This is a genomic window from Mucilaginibacter robiniae (genome assembly GCF_012849215.1).
GTDB lineage: Bacteria > Bacteroidota > Bacteroidia > Sphingobacteriales > Sphingobacteriaceae > Mucilaginibacter > Mucilaginibacter robiniae.
Genome location: NZ_CP051682.1, coordinates 3,937,964 through 3,959,215 on the forward strand (window position 1 = coordinate 3,937,964; position 21,252 = coordinate 3,959,215).

Annotated in this window: 18 protein-coding genes; 7 read left to right on the forward strand and 11 right to left on the reverse strand. The window is 40.0% G+C overall.

What is annotated here, in order from left to right; genetic code table 11:
- Nucleotide 1 precedes the first annotated feature (1 nt).
- The 6 genes from HH214_RS17280 to sppA all read right to left on the reverse strand — a co-directional run bounded on the left by HH214_RS17280 (nucleotide 2) and on the right by sppA (nucleotide 6,937).
- A complete protein-coding gene (locus tag HH214_RS17280) occupies nucleotides 2–700 on the reverse strand; it encodes an outer membrane beta-barrel protein (protein ID WP_169609722.1) in 699 nt (232 codons plus the stop codon).
- A gap of 24 nt (nucleotides 701–724) precedes the next feature.
- The gene (locus tag HH214_RS17285) at nucleotides 725–1,693 is read right to left on the reverse strand and encodes a glycosyltransferase family 9 protein (RefSeq protein ID WP_169609724.1); all 969 of its coding nucleotides are present in this window, start codon (nucleotides 1,691–1,693) and stop codon (nucleotides 725–727) included.
- 17 nt (nucleotides 1,694–1,710) lie between these two features.
- Entirely contained in the window at nucleotides 1,711–2,214 is a 504-nt protein-coding gene (gene rfaE2 / locus HH214_RS17290) for a D-glycero-beta-D-manno-heptose 1-phosphate adenylyltransferase (RefSeq protein WP_169609726.1), read from the reverse strand.
- 109 nt (nucleotides 2,215–2,323) lie between these two features.
- The gene (rfaE1, locus tag HH214_RS17295; protein ID WP_169609728.1) at nucleotides 2,324–3,307 is read right to left on the reverse strand and encodes a D-glycero-beta-D-manno-heptose-7-phosphate kinase; all 984 of its coding nucleotides are present in this window, start codon (nucleotides 3,305–3,307) and stop codon (nucleotides 2,324–2,326) included.
- Nucleotides 3,308–3,329: 22 nt separating this feature from the next.
- Nucleotides 3,330–5,027 (reverse strand): DNA polymerase/3'-5' exonuclease PolX, encoded by a 1,698-nt coding sequence (locus HH214_RS17300; protein ID WP_169609729.1) that lies wholly within the window; start codon nucleotides 5,025–5,027, stop codon nucleotides 3,330–3,332.
- Between the two features lie 131 nt (nucleotides 5,028–5,158).
- Nucleotides 5,159–6,937: a signal peptide peptidase SppA gene (gene sppA / locus HH214_RS17305; protein ID WP_169609731.1), complete on the reverse strand. Its 1,779-nt coding sequence runs from the start codon at nucleotides 6,935–6,937 to the stop codon at nucleotides 5,159–5,161.
- Between the two features lie 87 nt (nucleotides 6,938–7,024).
- Here sppA and folK point away from each other — a divergent pair, with 87 nt between their 5' ends.
- Complete coding sequence (gene folK, locus HH214_RS17310; RefSeq protein ID WP_169609733.1) at nucleotides 7,025–7,507, forward strand: 2-amino-4-hydroxy-6-hydroxymethyldihydropteridine diphosphokinase; 483 nt, start codon at nucleotides 7,025–7,027, stop codon at nucleotides 7,505–7,507.
- Nucleotides 7,508–7,535: 28 nt separating this feature from the next.
- Nucleotides 7,536–7,904, forward strand: coding sequence for an Hpt domain-containing protein (locus HH214_RS17315; RefSeq protein ID WP_169609735.1), 369 nt, complete (start codon nucleotides 7,536–7,538; stop codon nucleotides 7,902–7,904).
- Between the two features lie 19 nt (nucleotides 7,905–7,923).
- On the opposite strand, the gene purS is transcribed toward HH214_RS17315, so the two are convergent.
- The 3 genes from purS to rho form a co-directional block, all read right to left on the reverse strand.
- A complete protein-coding gene (purS, locus tag HH214_RS17320) occupies nucleotides 7,924–8,175 on the reverse strand; it encodes a phosphoribosylformylglycinamidine synthase subunit PurS (RefSeq protein ID WP_169609737.1) in 252 nt (83 codons plus the stop codon).
- Nucleotides 8,175–8,888: a CDP-alcohol phosphatidyltransferase family protein gene (locus HH214_RS17325; RefSeq protein WP_169609739.1), complete on the reverse strand. Its 714-nt coding sequence runs from the start codon at nucleotides 8,886–8,888 to the stop codon at nucleotides 8,175–8,177. The genes purS and HH214_RS17325 overlap by 1 nt, the downstream gene beginning before the upstream one ends.
- Before the next feature lie 115 nt (nucleotides 8,889–9,003).
- Nucleotides 9,004–10,686, reverse strand: coding sequence for a transcription termination factor Rho (gene rho / locus HH214_RS17330; RefSeq protein WP_169609741.1), 1,683 nt, complete (start codon nucleotides 10,684–10,686; stop codon nucleotides 9,004–9,006).
- 271 nt (nucleotides 10,687–10,957) lie between these two features.
- Between rho and pyrF the strand changes: the two genes are divergently transcribed.
- From pyrF to HH214_RS17355, 5 genes are all read left to right on the forward strand, one after another.
- Nucleotides 10,958–11,797, forward strand: a complete 840-nt coding sequence (pyrF, locus tag HH214_RS17335) for an orotidine-5'-phosphate decarboxylase (RefSeq protein WP_169609743.1) — start codon at nucleotides 10,958–10,960, stop codon at nucleotides 11,795–11,797.
- A gap of 456 nt (nucleotides 11,798–12,253) precedes the next feature.
- Nucleotides 12,254–14,200, forward strand: coding sequence for a 30S ribosomal protein S1 (gene rpsA, locus HH214_RS17340; protein WP_169609745.1), 1,947 nt, complete (start codon nucleotides 12,254–12,256; stop codon nucleotides 14,198–14,200).
- 199 nt (nucleotides 14,201–14,399) lie between these two features.
- On the forward strand, nucleotides 14,400–14,942 hold the full coding sequence (pyrR, locus tag HH214_RS17345) for a bifunctional pyr operon transcriptional regulator/uracil phosphoribosyltransferase PyrR (RefSeq protein WP_169609747.1): 543 nt from the start codon (nucleotides 14,400–14,402) through the stop codon (nucleotides 14,940–14,942).
- Between the two features lie 99 nt (nucleotides 14,943–15,041).
- Nucleotides 15,042–15,965: an aspartate carbamoyltransferase catalytic subunit gene (locus tag HH214_RS17350; RefSeq protein WP_169609749.1), complete on the forward strand. Its 924-nt coding sequence runs from the start codon at nucleotides 15,042–15,044 to the stop codon at nucleotides 15,963–15,965.
- A 40-nt stretch (nucleotides 15,966–16,005) separates the two neighbouring features.
- Nucleotides 16,006–17,451: a serine hydrolase domain-containing protein gene (locus tag HH214_RS17355; protein ID WP_169609751.1), complete on the forward strand. Its 1,446-nt coding sequence runs from the start codon at nucleotides 16,006–16,008 to the stop codon at nucleotides 17,449–17,451.
- A gap of 80 nt (nucleotides 17,452–17,531) precedes the next feature.
- Here HH214_RS17355 and yidC read toward each other — a convergent pair whose 3' ends face one another.
- Together yidC and HH214_RS17365 are read right to left on the reverse strand one after the other, a co-directional pair.
- Complete coding sequence (gene yidC, locus HH214_RS17360; protein ID WP_169609753.1) at nucleotides 17,532–19,352, reverse strand: membrane protein insertase YidC; 1,821 nt, start codon at nucleotides 19,350–19,352, stop codon at nucleotides 17,532–17,534.
- Nucleotides 19,353–19,374: 22 nt separating this feature from the next.
- A complete protein-coding gene (locus tag HH214_RS17365) occupies nucleotides 19,375–20,985 on the reverse strand; it encodes a CTP synthase (protein WP_169611200.1) in 1,611 nt (536 codons plus the stop codon).
- Nucleotides 20,986–21,252 lie beyond the last annotated feature (267 nt).

Consider the following 21,252-nt stretch of genomic DNA (forward strand, 5'->3'; position numbering starts at 1 on the left):
ACTATAAACTAAATAGATAACCTAAAGTTACCGAAAGGTAACGGTTGTTAATATGCGAAGTTCCGGTATCCTGCTGTATTTGTGAAACAATATTTCTTAAACCCAGTTCGTAGCTAGCGTTGAAAGTTAAGTTGTTGTTTAATTGAAGGCTTCCTACAAAGTTTAAGCCTGCATCTGTACGTTGTAGGTCATTACCTTTACCAAACACCAACTGGTCTGATGATTCACTATCAGGTGTTTCAAACTTTGTTTTGCCCCGTAAACCGCGCGACAAGTAACCACCTGCTCCTACGTATAAGTTGCCCAACAGGGGCAGTGTAAATTTACGTACTAAGCTAACCGGAACATCCAGATAGGTGATTTTAGTAGTAGTGGTTAATGCATCTTCAAATAACACACCGCCTTTGTTAGTAATACCACAACTGGTGTAAACAGCATATTTATAGTTAAGCGGCAATATAGCTTTAACCGCTGCATTAAACGTAGCTACTGATTGTGTAGATACCTGTTGAGCTGCCGAGTAATGCTGAGTGCCTATGCCTCCCCCTATTTGAAAGCCGAACAATACTGGATTGGCTGCTAAGAAAGTGTTGAAAGACTTTCGGTATGGATTGAGGGTAATGCTAGTATCACGCTGGGCATATGCATGTCCCAATCCCAACATCGTTAACAAACCACCGATTAGCAAAAGTTTACGCATATCTATATAGCCAAATATAAAGGATCAACGCTGATTGGCAAAGCCTGATAGTATATCTTCAGGCATATCATTCATGCATTTGAAATGACCTAACGGGCATTTTTCCAAGCCGAATTTAGAGCAAGGGCGGCAGGGCAATTCTATACCTGCAACCAAAGCATTTTTTACCTGGTAAGGCTGTACACCCAATAACTCCGGAACGGTACTGCCCCAAATAGAGGCAATAGGTACCTGAAAAGCTTCAGCAATGTGGGTTAAGCCTGTATCAAAACCCAGTATCCGGTGTGCTTTAGATACTAAAAAGACCGATTCATCTAAGGTTGTTATGCCGCAAGCATTATAAACTGCAGAACCTAAGGCTTGAGCAATTTCGTTACCATTGGCTTTTACATCCTGCCCGCCTAGTAGTACTACAGGTTGATTAATTTGCCGGCAAATACTGATGATTTTATCATTGGGCATACGCTTGGTAAAGTGCGTAGCGCCAATAACAAAAGCTACATATCCATGCAGGTGCGATGCTGGTAGCAGAGCTTCAAGTCTGTAATCTTTTTTAATGTAATAGTTAATAGGTAAGCCATCATTTACGATACCTAAAGGTTGCACTGCTTTCAAGTATCGGTCAACCAAGTGTACCGGCGGAACCAGCTTGAGGTTGAACTTTAAACTCAGCCACTTACGTATGCGTTGCTTATTATAAGTAAAGGTCTTAATACCCGTACGTAGTTTGATGATTGAGGTTCGTAAATTACTGTGTAAATCAACTATACAGTCATAGTTTTCAGCTTGAATTTGGCGTATCGTATCTGAAAGTTTAGGTTGTAATAGCAGAAGTTTATCTAAATATGGGTTACCATCATATATGTATCGGAATGTAGCTTTAGTTAGGAAATGAATTTCAGCATCAGGTAGTTGCTGTTTAAGGCAACGTACCACCGGGGTAGTATAAATAATATCACCCATAGAACTGAAACGAATTACCAATATCTTCATACCCCTTAGTGTATCGGTTAGGCCAGCTGCCCTTTTATTTTTTGTATAATGGAAGTAGAGGAGTAGCCTTCTACAAAATTGATGGTTTTTACCTCACCGCCATTAGCTATAACTTCGCTAGCACCTACAATATTGTCGATAGTATAATCGCCACCTTTTACCAGCAGATCGGGCAGTAGGATAGTAATTAAATTATGGGGTGTATCTTCTTCAAACAACACCACAGCATCTATAAAAAACAGGGCAGCCAGCAACAAGGCTCTGCTATCTTGCGGGTTAACAGGCCTACTCTCACCTTTCAAACGTTTTACGGAAGCGTCAGCATTTAATCCGAGAATGAGCTTATCACCCATTTCAGCTGCTTTGGCCAAGTAGGTAATATGACCGGTATGCAGCAAATCGAAACAGCCATTCGTGAATACTACTTTCAGGCCTTGTTGCTGCCAATTACTTACGGTAGTTTTCAGTTCAGGCAGGTTACTGATTTTAGAAAGAAGGTGTTGCTCAATATCGGGCCGCATAGATTTAATGAAAATTCTTTTCGTGAATATGAACGTTGCGTTATCATAAATATAAGTGTGATTTTTTAGGATTGTCTAAAATTAAAAATCATTTACGCTGGCAAATCATTTAAGTATTTCTACGCATATCTTCTAAAATCTCATTAATAGTAGTAGTAGCGCTGCCAACCCTCCTGATTACAATGGCTGCCGCATGGTTGGCCAGTTCGCAAGCTTCTTCAATATCCAAACCTGAAGCCATAAAGTATGCCATAGCAGCCAATACAGTATCGCCGGCACCTGTCACATCAAATACTTCAGTAGCTTTTACGGGCAACACTTTATAAGTAAGTTCGCTCATAATAGCCATACCTTCTTCTGATAAAGTCACCACCAGGTATTCGGCTTCAGTTTGCTTAAATATGGTTTTTGCCGCCTCTTGTAAATCTGTAAGGTTACTGATTTTTTCTGCTTTTGCAGCTTCTGTCAGCTCTTTACGGTTAGGCTTAATCAGGTAAGCACCTTTGTATTTGCTATAATTTAACCCCTTAGGGTCAACAATCACTTTTTTATGTTGCTGATTAATCGCCTGAGTTAAACGCTCTGTTAAAGCAGGAGAGAAAAGACCTTTATTGTAATCAGAAAATAAAACAATATCAGCTTTCTCAATACAAGTGGTTAGCTTCTTCAATAATTCATCTGCCAAAGTTTCATGAACCGGATCGGTTACCTCGCGATCAACCCGCACCAGTTGATGGCTGCCTGCCAATATGCGGGTTTTTATTGTAGTAGGTCGGTTTGTATCTTGAATAATTGCGCAAGTATCAATGCCTTCCTGCTCCAAAATAGAGATAAGCTGCCGGCCTGCTGCATCATCACCTATTATTCCGGTTAAAGTTACCTTCGCACCCAGGGTAATTAGGTTTTGAGCCACATTGGCCGCACCTCCTAAAGTAGTAGATTCGCTTTTAACATTAACTACCGGCACTGGTGCTTCGGGCGATAGGCGGGTAGCGTTGCCCCATACATAATGATCAATCATCAAATCGCCTATGACTAAAACATTAGGTTGTTTTTGTGATTGCTGAATGGAGCGTACTTTATCAATTAACATGTATAATAATAAGTTTCAAATATTAACGGTTAGCCTTTTCGGTAACCTGTGCTTTTTTATGGTTGAATACTTCAGTAATTTGTGGTAACGATAAGGCGTTTAGACACTGCTCTTTAGTTAATCCGCCTTTTCGGCCTACCAATACACCGTAACGCATGTCATGAAAGCCTTCTTTACGGTGTGCATCAGGGTTGATAGATAGCCAAACACCTTTTTTAAGTGCATACTGATACCAGCGCCAATCCAGATCTAGTCTTAATGGATTGGCATTTATTTCAATAATTACCTGATTGGCTGCGCAAGCATCAATTACTTTTTCATAGTCAATTTCATACCCTTTTCGGCTGAGCAACAAGCGGCCGGTAGGATGACCCAATATAGTGGTATAAGGGTTTTCAATGGCTTTGATTAGTCGGTCGGTAGCTTTGTCTTTTGCCATTTTTAAGTTTGAATGCACAGAGGCTACCACAAAATCAAAGCGTTCTAAAATCTCGTCCGGATAATCCAAGGCGCCATCACTCAGGATATCCGATTCAATACCTTTAAAAATGTGAAAGCCGTTTAGCTTTTTATTAAGGTGGTCAACTTCTTCCTGCTGTTGCAGTACCCGCTCAATACTGAGGCCTTTAGCATAAAAGGCGCTTTTACTATGATCGCACATACCAAGATATTCCAGATTAAGCTGGTCACGACAGTACAGTGCCATTTCTTCCACGCTATGTATGCCATCACTCCAGGTACTGTGATTATGCAAGGTGCCTTTCAGATCATGCTCATCAATCAGGTCGGGCAACTTGTTGTCTTTAGCTTCTTCAATAAAATTGGTGCCCTCCCGTAATTCAGGTGGCATCCAAGCTAAACCTGCTTTGTGATAAATCATGTTTTCATTTTCCGGCTGGTCAATATCATCGCTAATGCGTGCTTTTACTGCGGCTACGTGTTCTTCATTACCGGTTTGTACAAAAAGCTCACGGTAGAAAAAGCGTTTTTCTACTACATAAATACTTACCAGTAAACCGTTATTGGTTTCGCCGCTTATCAAACATTCATTGATGCTGACATTGTTTAGCAAAGTAGTGGTGGATAAAGTTTGTTGAACCAATTCGGCATCGCGTGAGCCTAATACAATAACCAGTTCTGAAATGATCTCGCAACAACGGCGATATTCTCCTCCAAATTCAATTAGTGCACCTGGAAAAGTATCTTTAAGCAAGGTGAGCAGTTCAACGGCTTCAGGTTCAACCTGAGCATATAAAAACTTACCATTACCTGCCATCCGGAACTCAATAATTTTTTTTATTTCTTCCTGTGTTTTGGCTCCAAAACCTTTGGCTTCAACCAAGCGATTTTCGTTGCAGGCATAGTACAACTCGCCTATATTTTCAATATCCAGTTGATGCCATATGGTGGCTATTTTTTTCGGGCCAATACCTTTAATGCCCAGCATTTCAATAACGCCGGGTGGCGTAGCTTTAATTAAATCTTGTAAATCGGCTAGTGTGCCTGTATCCATCAACTCCTGAATGTAGCTAACAATACTTTTCCCAATACCTTCAATCTTATCCCACTCCTCACGTGTTTTACCAGCCAGCGGGTAGGGCAGCTTATCAATTTTAAAAGCTGCATTAGCTATTGAGCGTATCTTGAAAGTATTTTCTTCGTGTAGTTCCATCAGCTGCGACAAAAGTCTGAGCTGGCGGGCAATTACTTTGTTTTCCATAACAGGCACTAAGGGTGTAAAAATACAAAAGCCATTCAAATGAACAGCTTTTGTGAATGTTTTGTTGAGAAATGGAGTGTTTATTACATAGCCACCGCACTATTTATTTTAATGGAGAAATGGGGTACGTGTTACTTCACTTCTACCATAAAAGGTAAGCGTGCTTGCGGCACACGCATTATTTTTTTAATGCTTTTTAGTTCTTCATAGTAACGGAAGTTATCGCCCAGTTCAGATTGCATCCAGCTCATTTTTACCTTAGTCATTAAGTCATTACTGCTTTTGCTAAAAATGCCTTTTTGCTTAGGGTAAGGTACAATGTTGTAATCGGTAACTTTAGCCATACGGGCTGCGCTTTTAATGGCATCATTAATGTTGCCTAAGCGGTCAACTAGTCCAATTTTAATGGCTTGTTCACCAGTCCACACACGGCCTTGACCGATGCTGTTAATATATGCTTGGGTTTTGTGCCGGCCAGCAGCTACAGCTTTGGTAAAATCATCATAGCCATGATTCACTTCATCCTGTAAAATAGCTCTTTCTTCCGGACTTAAGGGGCGAGTTACATCGCCTAAATCAGCGTATTTACCGGTTTTTACCCCATCAAAAGTAACACCCAGTTTATCGTTGAAAAACTTTTGCAGGTTAGGTAATATAGCAAATATGCCAATAGAGCCGGTGATGGTATTGGGCTCGGCAATAATTGAATCGGCTGCGCACGAAATATAATAGCCACCCGATGCGGCATAATCACCCATAGAAACAATAACAGGTTTTACCTTTTTTGTAAGGCTTACCTCATGCCAGATTACATCTGAAGCTAACGAACTACCCCCCGGCGAATTCACCCGAAGCACTACTGCTTTTACATCATCATTCAACCTTAACTTTCGTAAGGTTGCTGATATACGGTCTGACCCGATGCTGTTATCATCACCATTGCCACCATTAATTTCTCCTGAGGCATAAACAATAGCTACCTGATTTTTAACATCATCTTGTGTATCGCTATCGTCATCGTCGTTTTTCAGATTGCTGGCATAATCACTTAAACTAACGCCATTCAGATCTTTTTTCAGATTGGTACCTGTACGCTTTTTTAGCTCATCCAGCACTTCATCATTATATTTCAAACCATCAACCAGCTTGTATTTCAAGGCATCTTCCGGGTAATGTATCTTCAACTGATCAGCTACGCTTGCTAAGCTATCTTTATTCAACTGTCGGCTGTTACTAACGCCACTCAAAAAATGGTTGTACAATGAACCTAAGTAAGCAGTTACCTGCAGACGGTTGGCATCGCTCATTTTGTTCAGTATATAAGGTTCAACAGCGCTTTTGTAAGTGCCTACTTTGATCACCTGCGCTTCAATGCCGAGCTTATCTAATGCACCTTTGTAAAAGGTAATTTGTGAACTTAAGCCCCTGAACTCAAATATACCTTTGGGATTGATGTAAACCTTATCAGCTACAGAGGCCAGATAATAAAAGCCTTGTGAATAAACTTCACTATAAGCAATGATAAATTTGTGTGACTTTTTAAAGTCTAACAATGCGTTACGGATTTCTTCCGTAGTAGCATAGCCCGAAGGGCTTTCACCTGGAGTGAGGTAGATACCTTTAATATGATCGTCAGTTTTAGCTTTACGAATACTGGTCAAAATATCATTTAAACCTACTGATTTATCTTCACCAATGCCTAAAAAGCTTAAAATGGATAAGGGTGAATTGGGGGAGCGTTCTGGAATGGTAGAATTTAAAGATATATTAAGAATGGAGTTAGATTTAACTTCGGTACTGCTATGGCTACCAGCCGATATAGCGATGCCTACCACCAACAACACTAAAATTACACCTACTATAAGGAAGCCAATTACTGTAGCTAGTACAAACTTGAAAAACTGTTTCATTAAAGCTGCTAAATATTTATCTATGCAAAATTAAGCATTTCACAACTGATAAGGTTTAGAGCGCTGACTATAATATTTGTTACAACAATGAATACAGTATATTTACTGCTAGGAAGCAATTTAGGCAACCGGCAACTATTTTTGGAGCAGGCCCGTAAAATACTGACAGAAAGGGTAGGTGCTATAAGCAGCCAATCTGCTGTTTACGAAACTGCAAGTTGGGGGAAAGCTGATGAACCCAGTTATTTGAACCAAGTACTGTCTTTGCAAACCACGCTACCACCCTATGAGGTATTGCGAATGGCATTAGATATAGAACAGGAACTAGGGCGTGAACGACTGGAGCGCTGGGGAAGCCGTACGCTGGACATTGATATATTATACTATAATGATTTGGTTCTTGAAGAATCTCCAGATTTAATCATACCACATCCCCGATTGCACGAACGCCGGTTTGCGCTAGAACCTTTAGCCGAAATTGCGCCTGATTTTAAACATCCGGTTCTGAAGCAAACTAATTATGAGCTAAAATGTATGGTTAAAGATGAATTGGAAGTGAAAAAAATATAATATTTTTGTGGATATTTTAAACCTGTCTATGTCTGATCTTTTATCGACCCCCGACCTTGACCTAACTTTTTTGGAAGAAATAGCCGACGGTAGTGACGAGTTCATTGTTGAGTCTATTGATATGTTTTTACAACAAACCCCTCAGCTAATGTCAGAAATAGAGCAGGGTATAACATCACAAAATTGGCCTATTGCTGCTGCTGCTGCTCATAAACTGAAAGCTAACCTCGGCTTTTTTGGTATGCATACCTGCCAAGGCCTTATGCAACAAATAGAAGGTTTAGCTAAAAGCGGTGCTCCAGATAGCTCTATTAATGAAAAATTTACTATTGTAAATAGTATCATGAACGCCAACCTACAAAAGCTGGTACAAATTAGAGCTGAAAAAGAAGCTTAATATTAAGCGTACAAGCTGTTTAAACAGCTTGTATTTTAAATGTATAGCTTTCCATAATTAGATTAGCAAGCAGGCTTTTGCAGGCTTGCTCTGTTTTTTCGTGAGCAGCTTGTTCGCTTTCTGCCTCAATTTCCAGCGAAATGTGTTTGCCAATGCGTACGTTATGAATTTCGGCCAAACCCAGGTTTTTCATGCTGCCTGTTACGGCTTTTCCTTGTGGGTCAAGTATTTCTTTTTTAGGCATTACATCGATTTCAGCTTGAAACTTCATTATTTAACAAATCTTAATTGAATAATAGATAAGGCGATGTACATCAATATAATCGCCGGAACAGCAGCAAATTTAAAAATTAGTATCAAAATTGCCGAAAATAGTAGCAAGAAATACCGGTAAGCATTACGTTGAAAATCGTGCTGTTTAAATTTTAACGACATAAGCGGTAGCTCAGCCACTAATAATGTACACATCACAATTACAAAAGCTACTAAAAAGTAAGGGCTAAGTATATAGTTATCAAAAAACTCGTAGTGTTCTCTCAAAATCAGCGGAAAGGACGCTATCAGAATTGCATTGGCAGGTGTGGGCAGACCTATAAAGCTTTCTACCTGGCGGGTATCCTGGTTAAACTTAGCTAACCGTAATGCCGAAAATACCGGAATCAAAAAGGCTATATAGTTTAAAAAAGTACTTACGTGATCAATTTGCGGTGCCTCTAAAAATAGGCGGTATAGTATAAAAGCTGGTAATACACCAAAGCTTACCATATCTGCTAAGGAATCCAAGTCTTTACCAATAATAGAAAAAGATTGTAATACGCGGGAAGCTAGTCCATCAAAAAAATCAAAAATGGCAGCTAGAAAAATGCAATAAGCCGCAATCTTTAAATCATCTTGTAAGGTTACAAAAACAATTCCGACGCAGCCACTAAATAAGTTGGCGCAGGTAATGGCATTAGGGACATGCTTTTTTACGCGTTTCTTCATTTTGGCGATGAAGATAGCCAATTATTGTTAAGGTTTCATGAAGTTACCCTTATTTTAACTAAAATCTAAGCTGATTTCAATTCAGGTAAATTCATGAAACCCTAAATATAAAGAATTAAGAATTCATGGAAATCAGGAATTCTTCGTTGGTTTTAGTGCCTTTAATTTGACCCAATAAAAACTCCATAGCTTCCTGTGAGTTCATATCAGCTAAGTGATTTCTTAGTATCCAGATACGTTGCAGTGTTTCGCGATCTAACAGTAAATCATCACGGCGGGTACTGGAAGCAGTAATATCAATAGCCGGGAATATACGTTTGTTGGATAATTTACGATCCAGTTGCAACTCCATATTACCGGTACCTTTAAACTCTTCAAAAATTACCTCATCCATTTTAGAGCCGGTTTCGGTAAGGGCAGTAGCAATAATGGTGAGCGAGCCGCCATCTTCAATATTACGGGCTGCACCAAAAAAGCGTTTAGGTTTATGCAATGCATTAGCATCCACACCACCTGATAAAATTTTACCTGATGCTGGCGCTACTGTATTATAAGCACGTGCTAAACGAGTGATTGAATCGAGTAAGATAACCACATCATGGCCACACTCTACCATACGTTTGGCTTTTTCAAGCACAATGTTGGCAATTTTAACGTGGCGTTCGGCAGGTTCATCAAAAGTTGATGATACCACTTCGGCACGTACGCTGCGGGCCATATCAGTTACCTCTTCAGGGCGCTCATCAATCAGCAGTATAATCAGGTAAACTTCCGGGTGGTTTTTAGCAATAGCATTGGCTACGTCTTTCAACAACATGGTTTTACCGGTTTTTGGCTGGGCTACAATCAAGCCACGCTGTCCTTTACCAATAGGCGAGAACAAATCCATAATGCGAGTTGAGTAGTTGCCGCCATCGGTAAACAAGTTTAACCTTTCAGATGGGAAAAGTGGTGTTAAGTGATCGAAAGGTACACGGTCGCGCACTTCAGCTGGTATGCGGCCGTTAATGGCTTCTACACGTACTAGCGGGAAATACTTTTCACCCTCTTTAGGTGGGCGTATGCTTCCTCTAACTGTATCACCAGTTTTTAAACCAAATAATTTGATTTGCGATTGTGATACATAAATATCATCCGGAGAAGTTAAGTAATTATAATCAGAAGAGCGCAAAAAGCCGTAACCATCAGGCATAATTTCCAATACGCCTTCATTAACAATAACATTGTCAAAATCTAAATTTATAGGTGGTTCCTGCGGCTTTTGTTGCTGCTGATTTTGGCCGTTATTATTGTTGTTATTACCTTCTTTAAAATTATTAGGCCTACGTTCGCGCTCAAACTTAGGTGTACGAGGCTCTTGTGCAGGTTTAGCAGCCGGCACTTCTGGTGCTGGTGCCGCTGGAGTAGTTACCGGAGTTTCTTCCTGTGCAATTGGCGTTGTCGGACTTTCAGGCTGAACAATAGGCTCTGGTGCTGCAAATAAATCGCTACCAGCTTCTTCAGCTTCCGCTTGTGGCTGGGCAGGCGTTTTAGTTTTTAAAGTACGAGTTCTTTTACGGGGCTTTTCTGCATTATCGGCAGGGGCCTCCGCTATATCAGTAGGGGTATCGTTAGTAGCGTAGTTTTGATCTAAAGCAGACTGTTGTGAGCGGGCTGTTTCAATCAATTGTTCTTGTTCTTTAATACGAACAATTAACTGTGGTTTACGCAACTCATCGGCTTCAGCAACACCTAAGTCTTTGGCTATTTGGCGCAACTCAGACACAAGCTTGTCATTCAGTTCGAGTGTTTCAGGCATGAGATGAATATGAATTCAAAAAAGATTATTTGTATTTTTTAAAAAAGAAAATTGTCTTGCAGCTGTGCAGCACTATAAAAATTATGAAGTTTTATTAACAACGTGGGATTTTATAAACTCTTTCTTTAGCGCAAGAAAAATTTTGGAAACGCTGCAATAGTACTTAATAATTTTTAGAACTCAAAATCTTTCATAAAAAGATTTATATATGCGCAACACTCCGGAGGATTTTTAGTTTTTTTGACCCAAATAATTTTTTAACTTTTCCATTATGCTTAGCCGAAAGCAGCTTATTGAGCAGATAAAACAGAAAAAATCTTTCTTATGTATTGGTTTGGATACTGATTTGAATAAAATTCCAGCCTTTTTACATACGTATCCTGATCCGGTGCTGGAATTCAATCGCCGTATTATAGATGCTACGCATGATTTATGTGTAGCTTATAAGCCTAACGCGGCTTTTTATGAAAGCCGTGGCTTGCAGGGATGGCAAAGTTTAATTGACACCTATCAGTACCTGCCCAAAGAATGTTTATCTATCATAGATGCTAAACGTGGCGATATTGGCAATACTTCCGACCAGTATGCCCGCGCTTTTTTTGATGAGACTGCTGGTGGTATGGGGTTTGATGCTTTAACTGTAGCACCCTACATGGGACATGATAGTTTAACACCCTATCTAGCTTATGAAGGTAAATGGATTATTATCCTGGCGCTTACTTCAAATGACGGTAGCCGCGACTTTCAGTGCCTGAAAACCGATAACGGTTTATTATATGAAAATGTAATTCAGAAAGCTAATAGTTTGGCAGGGGCAGACCGTATAATGTATGTAGTAGGGGCTACGCAGGGGCAGGAGTTTGCTAATATTCGTAAACATGCGCCTGATAATTTTTTGTTGGTGCCTGGGGTAGGTGCACAAGGTGGAAGCTTGGCTGAAGTTTGCCGCTATGGCTTAACTGCCGATTGTGGTTTGTTGGTAAATGCATCGCGTTCTATTGCTTATGCATCAAACGGTGAAGATTTTGCTGAGGCTGCCCGCGCTGAAGCCTTAAGCTTGCAGCAACAGATGCAGGTTGAACTGGAAAAAGCAGGTATTGTTAGAGAATAGCATTTTACCTTATTATATAGGTATAGTTATTACCATAGGCGAAGAGCTAAAGTTTAAAGCATAAAATGTACTAGTTGCGCTGAATCAAAGCGTGCCTTTTCTTTACAAGAGGAACAACCAATGCCACCCGTGGCAATGTAGAAGTGCAGTTGGTTGTAAAATAATAACAGTTATATAGTATATATACTGTATAGCATGGAACACCCCATATCAGGCTAATATATAGTAACCTGATATGGGGTGTTTTATTTGAAAACCTAATCTAGGTACTAAGCTTAAGTGAGATTTGCTGATTAGAAGATTATGAACATACTAGTTTTTATAGGCAAAATGAGCTAATAAGTTATCACATCCTATTCACAATCAATATTTAACATTTTATTTTGTTTATTTAAAAGAAAAATATCCGTACTTTTGCACTTCCAATTGATTTGGAAAAAGGAGACAATTTATTTAATGGCAAAAAAACAAGAAGCAGAAAAAGAATTAAAATCTAAAGAAGCAGAACTGGGTACAGTAGCTTCTTTAAAAGAAAGAGAAAACATTGAGTCAGAAGCTGATTCAATTTCTATTGATGAAATCAAATCTAAAATCGCAGGTGGCCGTGACGAATTCGACTGGGACGCTGACGACAAAAAATTTGGTAACTACAGCAATGCTGATCGTGAAAAATTTGAAAAAATGTACGATGGTACATTTAGCTCTATTAATCAGGGCGAAATTATCACCGGTACTGTAGTAAACATCAACAACAAAGACGTGGTATTAAACATCGGTTTCAAATCTGATGGTATGGTATCTTTGTCTGAATTCCGTGATACACCTGATCTGAAAATCGGTGATGAGGTTGACGTGTTTGTAGAATCACAAGAAGACGTTAACGGACAATTAGTATTGTCTCGTAAACGTGCTAAAACACAAAAATCATGGGAGCGCATTAATGATGCTTTAGCTAACGATGAAATCATTACCGGTTTTGTGAAGAGCAGAACTAAAGGTGGTTTGATTGTAGATATAATGGGCGTTGAAGCCTTCTTACCAGGTTCACAAATTGATATCAAGCCTATTCGTGACTATGATATATATGTGGGCAAAACTATGGAGTTCAAAGTTGTTAAAATCAACCACGAGTTTAAAAACGTAGTGGTATCACACAAAGTGTTGATTGAAGACGACTTAGAAAACCAAAAAATTGAAATCGTAGCTCGCCTTGAAAAAGGTCAGGTACTGGAAGGTACTGTTAAAAACATTACTGATTTCGGTGTATTCATCGACTTGGGTGGTGTTGACGGCTTGCTGCACATTACTGATATTTCATGGGGCCGTATTGAGCATCCGAAAGAAGTATTATCACTGGATCAGAAAATCAACGTGGTTGTTCTGGACTTTGATGATGAGAAAAAACGTATCGCTTTAGGCTTGAAACAACTGACTCCACATCCTTGGCAAAACCTGGATGAGTCAATCCAAGTTGGTTCAAAAGTTAAAGGTAAAATTGTTACTGTGGCTGATTACGGTGCCTTCTTGGAAATCACTCCAGGTGTTGAAGGTTTGATTCACGTATCAGAAATGTCATGGTCACAAAACCTGCGCAACCCTCAAGAGTTCTTGAAAGTAGGTGACGAAGTTGAAGCTCAAGTTTTAACTTTAGATCGTGATGAGCGTAAAATGTCATTAGGCATTAAACAATTAACGCCTGATCCATGGCAAAACGCTGCTACTAAATATGCTGTAGGTACTCAGCACGTAGCTACCGTTAAAAACATGACTAACTTTGGTGTATTTGTTGAACTGGAAGACGGTATCGACGGCTTAATCCACATCTCTGATTTGTCATGGTCTAAAAAAGTAAACCACCCTAACGAGTTTACTAAAGTAGGCGAAAAACTGAACGTTGTTGTATTAGAACTGGATATTGAAAACCGCAAGCTAAGCTTAGGTCACAAACAATTGGAAGAAAACCCTTGGGATACTTTTGAAACTATCTTCACTGTAGATTCAATACACCAAGGTACTATTCTGAAAGTTACTGACAAAGGTGCTGTAGTTGCTTTACCATACGGTGTTGAAGGCTTTGCGCCAACCAAACACTTGGTAGCAGAAGACGGCAAATCTTTGAAAGCTGAAGAAACTGCTGATTTCAAAATCATCGAGTTTAACAAAGAAAACAAACGTATCGTTATCTCTCACTCACGCATTTGGGAAGACCAACGTGCTGAAGCAAGAGTACAGGATTTTGAAAACCGCAAAAAAGAAGCTAAAGCTGCTAACAACGCGGTGAAAAAAGTAAAAGAATCAGTTGAAAAATCAACTTTAGGTGATTTAAGCGTATTGGCTCAATTAAAAGAGCAAATGGAAGGCGCTGAAAACAAGGCTCGTAAAGAGAACAACGATTCAAAATAATCCATTAAATAAATTTCCTTTAAAGCCCTGTAGTTTAAAGCTACAGGGCTTTTTTAGTTACCAACTTTTACAAACTGAAGCAGAAGTTTACTGTGCCTTCTATCTTGAAACGCTGTAAATATTTCACATCCCAAGCAGATAATTTTGGATTGCCTGAAACTCAAACATTTTTTTACCTTTGCCAAAACTTACTGAAACGATGCAAAAACTTACGCTGCTGGATGGTCAGAAATTTCAAATCACCATACAGCGTCTTTGCCGACAGTTGATCGAGAACCACAACGATTTTTCAGATTCTGTAGTTATCGGCATTCAGCCTCGCGGTATTTACTTAGGCCGTCGTATTGCTGCTGAGCTGAACCAGATTTTAGGCAAACCTGTTATGCAAGGCGATTTGGACATTACTTTTTACCGTGATGATTTTCGCCGTCGTGAAACGCCGCTGGTTCCTAACCAAACCCGAATAGATTTTATTGTAGAAGGCAAGAAAGTCATCTTGATGGATGATGTTTTGTGGACGGGCCGTACTATACGCGCTGCTATGGATGCAGTGCTGGCTTTTGGTCGTCCGGCCAAAGTTGAGCTACTTACTCTGGTTGATCGCCGTTATTCACGCCATTTACCGGTTACTGCCGACTATGTAGGTATCGAAGTAGATTCCATCGCTTCGCAGAAAGTAGTAGTAAGTTGGAAAGAGACAGACGCAGAGGATAGGGTAGTACTGTTGTCAGAAAACGCCTGAAGTTGATTTCGGAGTCCGGAGTTTTAATTTCGGATTTTGAAGTTTAACCATAAGCATTATCCAAATAGAAATTAAACGAGTAAAAAATCCGAAAAACATATGGCCGGTTTAAGCACAAGGCATTTATTAGGCATCAAAGACATCAATCGTAAAGATATAGAGCTGATTTTTGAAACAGCCGATACTTTTAAATCTGTAATTAACCGGCCAATCAAAAAGGTGCCTTCCCTACGTGATGTAACCATTGCTAATATATTTTTCGAAAACTCAACCCGTACACGTTTGTCATTCGAATTGGCTGAGCGTCGGCTATCGGCAGATACGTTGAATTTTGCTGCATCATCGTCCTCCGTAAGTAAAGGCGAAACGTTGGTAGATACAGTAAATAATATACTGGCCATGAAGGTGGATATGGTGGTAATGCGCCACCCTTATGCCGGTGCTGGTGTTTTTCTGTCTAAACATGTAAAAGCTCAAATTGTAAATGCTGGCGATGGTGCGCATGAGCATCCAACCCAAGCATTATTAGATGCTTTTTCTATTCGCGAAAAATATGGTGATGTTGCCGGTAAAAAAGTGGTTATAGTAGGCGACATTTTGCACTCACGGGTAGCGCTTTCTAATATTTTATGCTTGAAACAGCTGGGGGCTGAAGTAATGGTTTGCGGACCAACAACGCTTATCCCGAAATACATTGCTTCATTAGGTGTAAAGGTGGAACACAACTTGATCAAAGCTTTAAACTGGTGTGATGTAGCTAATATGTTGCGTATCCAGTTGGAGCGTCAAGATATTAAATACTTCCCGTCGTTACGTGAATACACCATGCTGTTCGGATTGAACAAGCAGATACTGGATAACCTGGATAAAGAAATTACCATAATGCACCCAGGCCCAATTAACCGGGGGGTGGAAATTACTAGTGATGTAGCTGACAGCAAGCAATCTATCATACTCGATCAGGTAGAAAACGGCGTAGCTGTACGTATGGCAGTGTTGTATTTATTAGCTGGTCAAGCCTGATTGGAGTTGTAAGTAAATAAATAGGAGCTAAATTTGAAATATGATGAAGCTCCTTCAAAATCGTAGCTTTCTTGCTTTATGGTTTATTATAAGCATTACAGCTGCTATAAAAGCGCAAACTCCACAGCAAAAAGTAGATTCTGTATTTACACTGGTTAAAAACTGCATTGACCAAAAAGATGCTGGTGGCATTTACACCCTTACAGGGCAGGCTCTACGTAAATCTATAACGCAAGATGCACTTCACAAATTTGTGGAGAAGGAGCTGATTCCATTAGGCCGAATTAAATCATGGGCCTTAATGAGCTTTACAAATGGTACCGCCAAATACCGCCTTGATTTCAATGAGGAAGCTTTGCAGTTATTCATGAGCTTGGATGAGACAAGTAAAATTGAAACTTTTTTGTTTGAGCCTTATCAAGCGTTATCACCGCAAAAATTGCAGCCTGTAGCTAGTACTAACCCATTGGTTACTGATTTTGATAAACAGCTAGATACCCTTGCCCGGCGTTACATACAAAAAGGAAATACAGTAGGACTGAGTATTGGTGTATTACAGCGCGGTGAAACTCACGTTTACCACTATGGCGAAACTGCCAAAGGTAATGGCCAGTTACCAGATGCTAACACTTTGTATGAAATTGGCTCGATCACCAAAACATTCACTGCTACGTTACTGGCTTGGTATGTGAATGCTGGTAAGGTAAAATTAACCGATTCAATTACTCATTACCTGCCCGATTCAGTATCGTCTAATTCTGCATTACGAGGTATAACCTTACTTAATTTGGCTAATCATACATCGGGTTTACCGCGTTTGCCGGATAATTTACTTACCAGTCAAACTGATAAGCTTGATCCTTATGAAAATTACACGGTACCTTTACTTTTCTCATACCTTAAAAATTGCAAGCTGGAAACATCACCTGGGCAGGTATATGATTATTCTAATCTGGGTGCTGGTTTGTTAGGCACCATTCTGGAACGGGTAAGTGGTAAGCCATACGAAAGAATGGTGATTGATTGTATTACCCACCCATTGCACATGCAAAACACGGTGCTAAATTTAAGGCCGGAACAGAATGGTCATTTAGCTACAGTGTATAATCAGGAGGGGGGCGTAACGCCCACTTGGCATATGAATGCACTGGCTGCTGCTGGTAACCTAAAATCAAGCTTGAGCGATATGTTGTTGTATGCCAAAGCCAATCTGGATTTGCAAAACACTAAATTAGGAAAAGCTTTGCATCTAGTTCAGGAGGTAACTTTTAATAAGCAGCAAAAAGTAGCTTTAGGTTGGCACCTGATTAGAGTTAATGGCGTAGAATACTATTTTCATAATGGTGGCACTTATGGCAGCAGCAGTTTTATGGTATTCAATCCGGCCAGGCAAACAGCTGTTGTGTTGTTGTCTAACGCTGCCGAAAGTGTAGATGCAACAGGTGCAGCTGTAGCACAGTTGTGTAATGCCTTGCAGCTAAACTAAGCACAATAATATGTTGACAATGAAAAAGCCATAGCTATTATAGCTATGGCTTTTCTGTTTATAGAAATAAATTCGGCTTATTACGGGTTATTCTTCTTTGATTGTTGAAGTTGTTGTTGCTGACGCATCATTTCTTCCAACTTAGCCTGGAAGCCTGATTTCTTCTTTTTCGGATCTTCCGGTTTCTTTTTATACTCCTGCATACGGGCATGGATCTTTTTGTCATCAACTAACTGACGGATCAGGAATTGTTGAGCAAAAGTAAGCATGTTAGCCAGGAAGTAATAATAATTCAAACCTGATGGATAACTGTTCAGATAGGTTAGGAAGATGAACGGAGTAATATAACCAATGTATTTCATCTGCCCTGTAGCACCTGATACCTGATTGTTGAAATAGGTGTAAATTAAAGTAGATGCCGTCATCAGTAAACACATTAAGCTAATGTGGTTTACACCAAAAATAGGTGAGAACCTGATAACATCATCGTAAGTCGATAAATCATGCATCCACAAAAAGCTTTGACCACGTAGCTCAAACAAGCTTGGGAAAAAACGCAGGAATGCGAAGATAATAGGCATTTGCAGCACTAAAGGTAAGCAGCCACCTAGCGGGTTTACACCGGCTTTACGATACAATTTCATGTACTCCTGTTGCAGCAGGGTAGGGTTTTCTTCACCTACTTTAGCTTTAATCTCATCCATTTCCGGCTTTAAAACTTTCATTTTAGCCATACTCAAGTATGATTTATAAGTAAGCGGCGATAGCACTAATTTCAATAATACAGTAAGTACCAAAATGATTAGGCCCATGTTCCAGCCAAACTTTTGTAAAAAGTTAAATACCGGAATTACTGCATAACGGTTAATCAGCTTTAACGGACCCCAACCCAGATTAACTTGTTTTTCCAAGTCATAACCTTGTTTTTGCAGGAAGGTATATTTATTCGGGCCAAAGTAAAACTCCATTGGGTAAGTGCCATCAGCCTGACGTTGTAGCGTTAAAGCAGCACGCATTTGCTTGATATCAGCCGAGTTTATGTCGGTATTTACTGATAAATTCACGGCATTGAAACCGTTTTTGGCAATCAGTACGTTCGAGAAGAAGTGCTGCTTGAAAGATACCCACTGTATTTTCTGACCATCAACCTGTTTTTGCTCATCTTTTACTTCGCTCAGGTAATCAACATCGTTATCCATGTTTTTGTAGTACACGGTAGAATATTGACGTTCGGTTTTTAAATCCTTTTCCTGTTTGCGCAAGCTGGAAGCCCAATGTAAGTTCAAAGCATTACTGTTGCCAATTACATTATCCAGCCCGGTTAGCTTAACATTAAAGCCTACTTTATAGCCGGTAGCCGGTAAGGTATACACATAATCAACATACTGTGTAGGGCTATAGCTTAAACGCATGGTAACCATACCCGGTTGGCTGGCTGTTACGTTTACAGCAGGTGCACTGGGTTTGAAATACAGGCTGTTGGTGTTAAACCTTTTATTGCCAGTGCTAAAACCAAAACCAAATTGGTTTTCATCACCTTCAAATAAAATCAGTGGTTTTTTATCAAAAGTTTTAAAGTCTTTTAATTCTACTGAATAGATACGTCCACCATGTGTGCTTAGTTTAAGGCGAATATCTTTGTTTTCTAAAGTTACCAGTTGCTCAGTACCCATGGTTGCTGCACCAAAGGGTCCTTTTAATGCAGCCGAGTCAATAACAGGTGCCTGATGGGTGGTGTCGGTTTTAGCTACAGCGGGTTTAATACCGGCTCTTTTCAGAGAATCCAGATGCTGTTTTTGCTGTTCTTTCTTTATTTCATCAGCAGAAGGCTTCATGAAATAGAAGGAGCCAGCCAGAATAATCATAATCAGGAACAGCCCTGTGAACGTGTTTTTATCCATTATCTATGTATCGTGCGAGTAACTAGTTCTTGCGGGCATAAGCCAGCGAAGCGGCTACAAAGTTAACAAAAAGTGGGTGAGGATTAGCAACCGTAGATTTTAATTCGGGGTGAAATTGCGCTCCGATGAAAAAAGGATGATTTTTTAGCTCAACTATCTCTACCAGATTGTTTTCCGGGTTGATGCCTGAAGGTATAAGGCCCGATGCTTCGTACTGTTGCAGGTACTCATTATTAAACTCGTACCGATGGCGATGGCGTTCAGAAATATGCTGCTTGCCGTAAATGGCTGCGGCTTTACTGCCCTTCTTTAAATCGCAAGGATAGGCGCCCAACCTCATGGTGCCACCTTTGGCGGTAATGTTCTTCTGACCTTCCATCATGCTAATTACCGGGTAAGTAGTATGACCATCCATTTCAACACTATTGGCGGCTTCTAAATGTAATACATGGCGGCCATATTCAACCACAGCGCACTGCATACCCAAGCAAATACCAAAAAATGGAATGTTATTTTCGCGCACATACCGTATTGCTTCAATTTTGCCCTCAAACCCACGTTGGCCAAACCCTGGAGCTACGAGCACACCCTGAAGACCCTGCAAGCGTTCTACCGCATTTTCGGGGGTTAAAGATTCGGAATGAATGTATTCTACTTTAACTTTACATTCGTTTTTAGCACCCGCATGAATAAATGCCTCCGTGATAGATTTGTAAGCATCAGGTAATTCTACATATTTACCTACCAAACCTATACGCACTTCGGCAGTTGGGTTTTTCAAACGCCCTAAAAAATCCTTCCAGCTCTCCAAGTCAGGATCGTTCTTGGTTGGCAATTTCAATTTAGCCAATACCGTTTTATCCAGTTGCTCTTTAAGCATGAGTAAAGGTACATCGTAAATGGTAGAAGCATCAATGGATTCAATTACCGCGTTAATGTTTACGTTACAGAACTGAGCAACTTTCCGGCGAATATCGGCTGTTAAATGATGCTCGGTGCGGCAAACCAGCATATCAGGCTGAATACCGTATTCCAATAAGGTTTTTACCGAGTGCTGGGTTGGTTTGGTTTTAAGCTCACCAGCAGCAGCCAAATAAGGCACCAGCGTTAAGTGAATTACTAATGAATTGTTAGAGCCTACTTCCCACCTGAACTGGCGAACGGCTTCTACAAAAGGTAAGGATTCAATATCACCTACTGTACCACCAATTTCAGTAATTACAATATCATAGTTGCCACTTTCGCCTAGTATTTGGAAATTGCGCTTAATCTCATCAGTAATATGCGGAACTACCTGTACCGTTTTACCTAAGAAAGCACCTTCCCGTTCTCGGTTAATTACATTTTGATAAATACGGCCCGTGGTGATGTTGTTCGCCTGAGAAGTTGGCGTATTCAGAAAACGTTCGTAATGACCCAAGTCCAAATCAGTTTCAGCACCATCTTCAGTTACATAGCATTCGCCATGTTCATAAGGGTTTAGCGTACCCGGATCAACATTAATATAAGGATCAAACTTTTGGATGGTAACGCGGTATCCGCGCGATTGAAGAAGCTTAGCCAAAGAGGCTGAGATAATGCCTTTCCCTAACGACGAGGTAACGCCGCCCGTAACAAATATATACTTAGTCATCATGTGTTGTGCTGAAACCGACTACGGATTTTTACCGGAACCGATAGTATGTGTACGGGATGCAAAGTTAGCAAAATAATCAGCCTCGGTAGTATTTGTTTATAAATTGGTTAGTGATGCGGTGAGTTGTTGAAGCTTGAGTAGTTAATGGTTAATTAGTGTAGCTGTGAATATTTAAATATTCAGAAGTAATTAAAAAAGCAAACCCAGATACGTAGGATTAGATTTCCATTGATCACGGAATGTAATATTGTGCTGAACTAAACC

What these genes read in the sequence shown, in the direction of transcription:
- HH214_RS17280 (WP_169609722.1), bottom strand. Translation starts at nt 700, where the DNA reads ATGCGTAAACTTTTGCTAATCGGTGGTTTGTTAACGATGTTGGGATTG.
- folK (WP_169609733.1), top strand. Translation starts at nt 7,025, where the DNA reads ATGAATACAGTATATTTACTGCTAGGAAGCAATTTAGGCAACCGGCAA.
- rpsA (WP_169609745.1), top strand. Translation starts at nt 12,254, where the DNA reads ATGGCAAAAAAACAAGAAGCAGAAAAAGAATTAAAATCTAAAGAAGCA.
- purS (WP_169609737.1), bottom strand. Translation starts at nt 8,175, where the DNA reads ATGAAGTTTCAAGCTGAAATCGATGTAATGCCTAAAAAAGAAATACTT.
- pyrR (WP_169609747.1), top strand. Translation starts at nt 14,400, where the DNA reads ATGCAAAAACTTACGCTGCTGGATGGTCAGAAATTTCAAATCACCATA.
- HH214_RS17355 (WP_169609751.1), top strand. Translation starts at nt 16,006, where the DNA reads ATGATGAAGCTCCTTCAAAATCGTAGCTTTCTTGCTTTATGGTTTATT.
- rfaE1 (WP_169609728.1), bottom strand. Translation starts at nt 3,307, where the DNA reads ATGTTAATTGATAAAGTACGCTCCATTCAGCAATCACAAAAACAACCT.
- yidC (WP_169609753.1), bottom strand. Translation starts at nt 19,352, where the DNA reads ATGGATAAAAACACGTTCACAGGGCTGTTCCTGATTATGATTATTCTG.
- rho (WP_169609741.1), bottom strand. Translation starts at nt 10,686, where the DNA reads ATGCCTGAAACACTCGAACTGAATGACAAGCTTGTGTCTGAGTTGCGC.
- HH214_RS17300 (WP_169609729.1), bottom strand. Translation starts at nt 5,027, where the DNA reads ATGGAAAACAAAGTAATTGCCCGCCAGCTCAGACTTTTGTCGCAGCTG.
- rfaE2 (WP_169609726.1), bottom strand. Translation starts at nt 2,214, where the DNA reads ATGCGGCCCGATATTGAGCAACACCTTCTTTCTAAAATCAGTAACCTG.
- HH214_RS17365 (WP_169611200.1), bottom strand. Translation starts at nt 20,985, where the DNA reads ATGACTAAGTATATATTTGTTACGGGCGGCGTTACCTCGTCGTTAGGG.
- HH214_RS17315 (WP_169609735.1), top strand. Translation starts at nt 7,536, where the DNA reads ATGTCTGATCTTTTATCGACCCCCGACCTTGACCTAACTTTTTTGGAA.
- HH214_RS17285 (WP_169609724.1), bottom strand. Translation starts at nt 1,693, where the DNA reads ATGAAGATATTGGTAATTCGTTTCAGTTCTATGGGTGATATTATTTAT.
- pyrF (WP_169609743.1), top strand. Translation starts at nt 10,958, where the DNA reads ATGCTTAGCCGAAAGCAGCTTATTGAGCAGATAAAACAGAAAAAATCT.
- sppA (WP_169609731.1), bottom strand. Translation starts at nt 6,937, where the DNA reads ATGAAACAGTTTTTCAAGTTTGTACTAGCTACAGTAATTGGCTTCCTT.
- HH214_RS17350 (WP_169609749.1), top strand. Translation starts at nt 15,042, where the DNA reads ATGGCCGGTTTAAGCACAAGGCATTTATTAGGCATCAAAGACATCAAT.
- HH214_RS17325 (WP_169609739.1), bottom strand. Translation starts at nt 8,888, where the DNA reads ATGAAGAAACGCGTAAAAAAGCATGTCCCTAATGCCATTACCTGCGCC.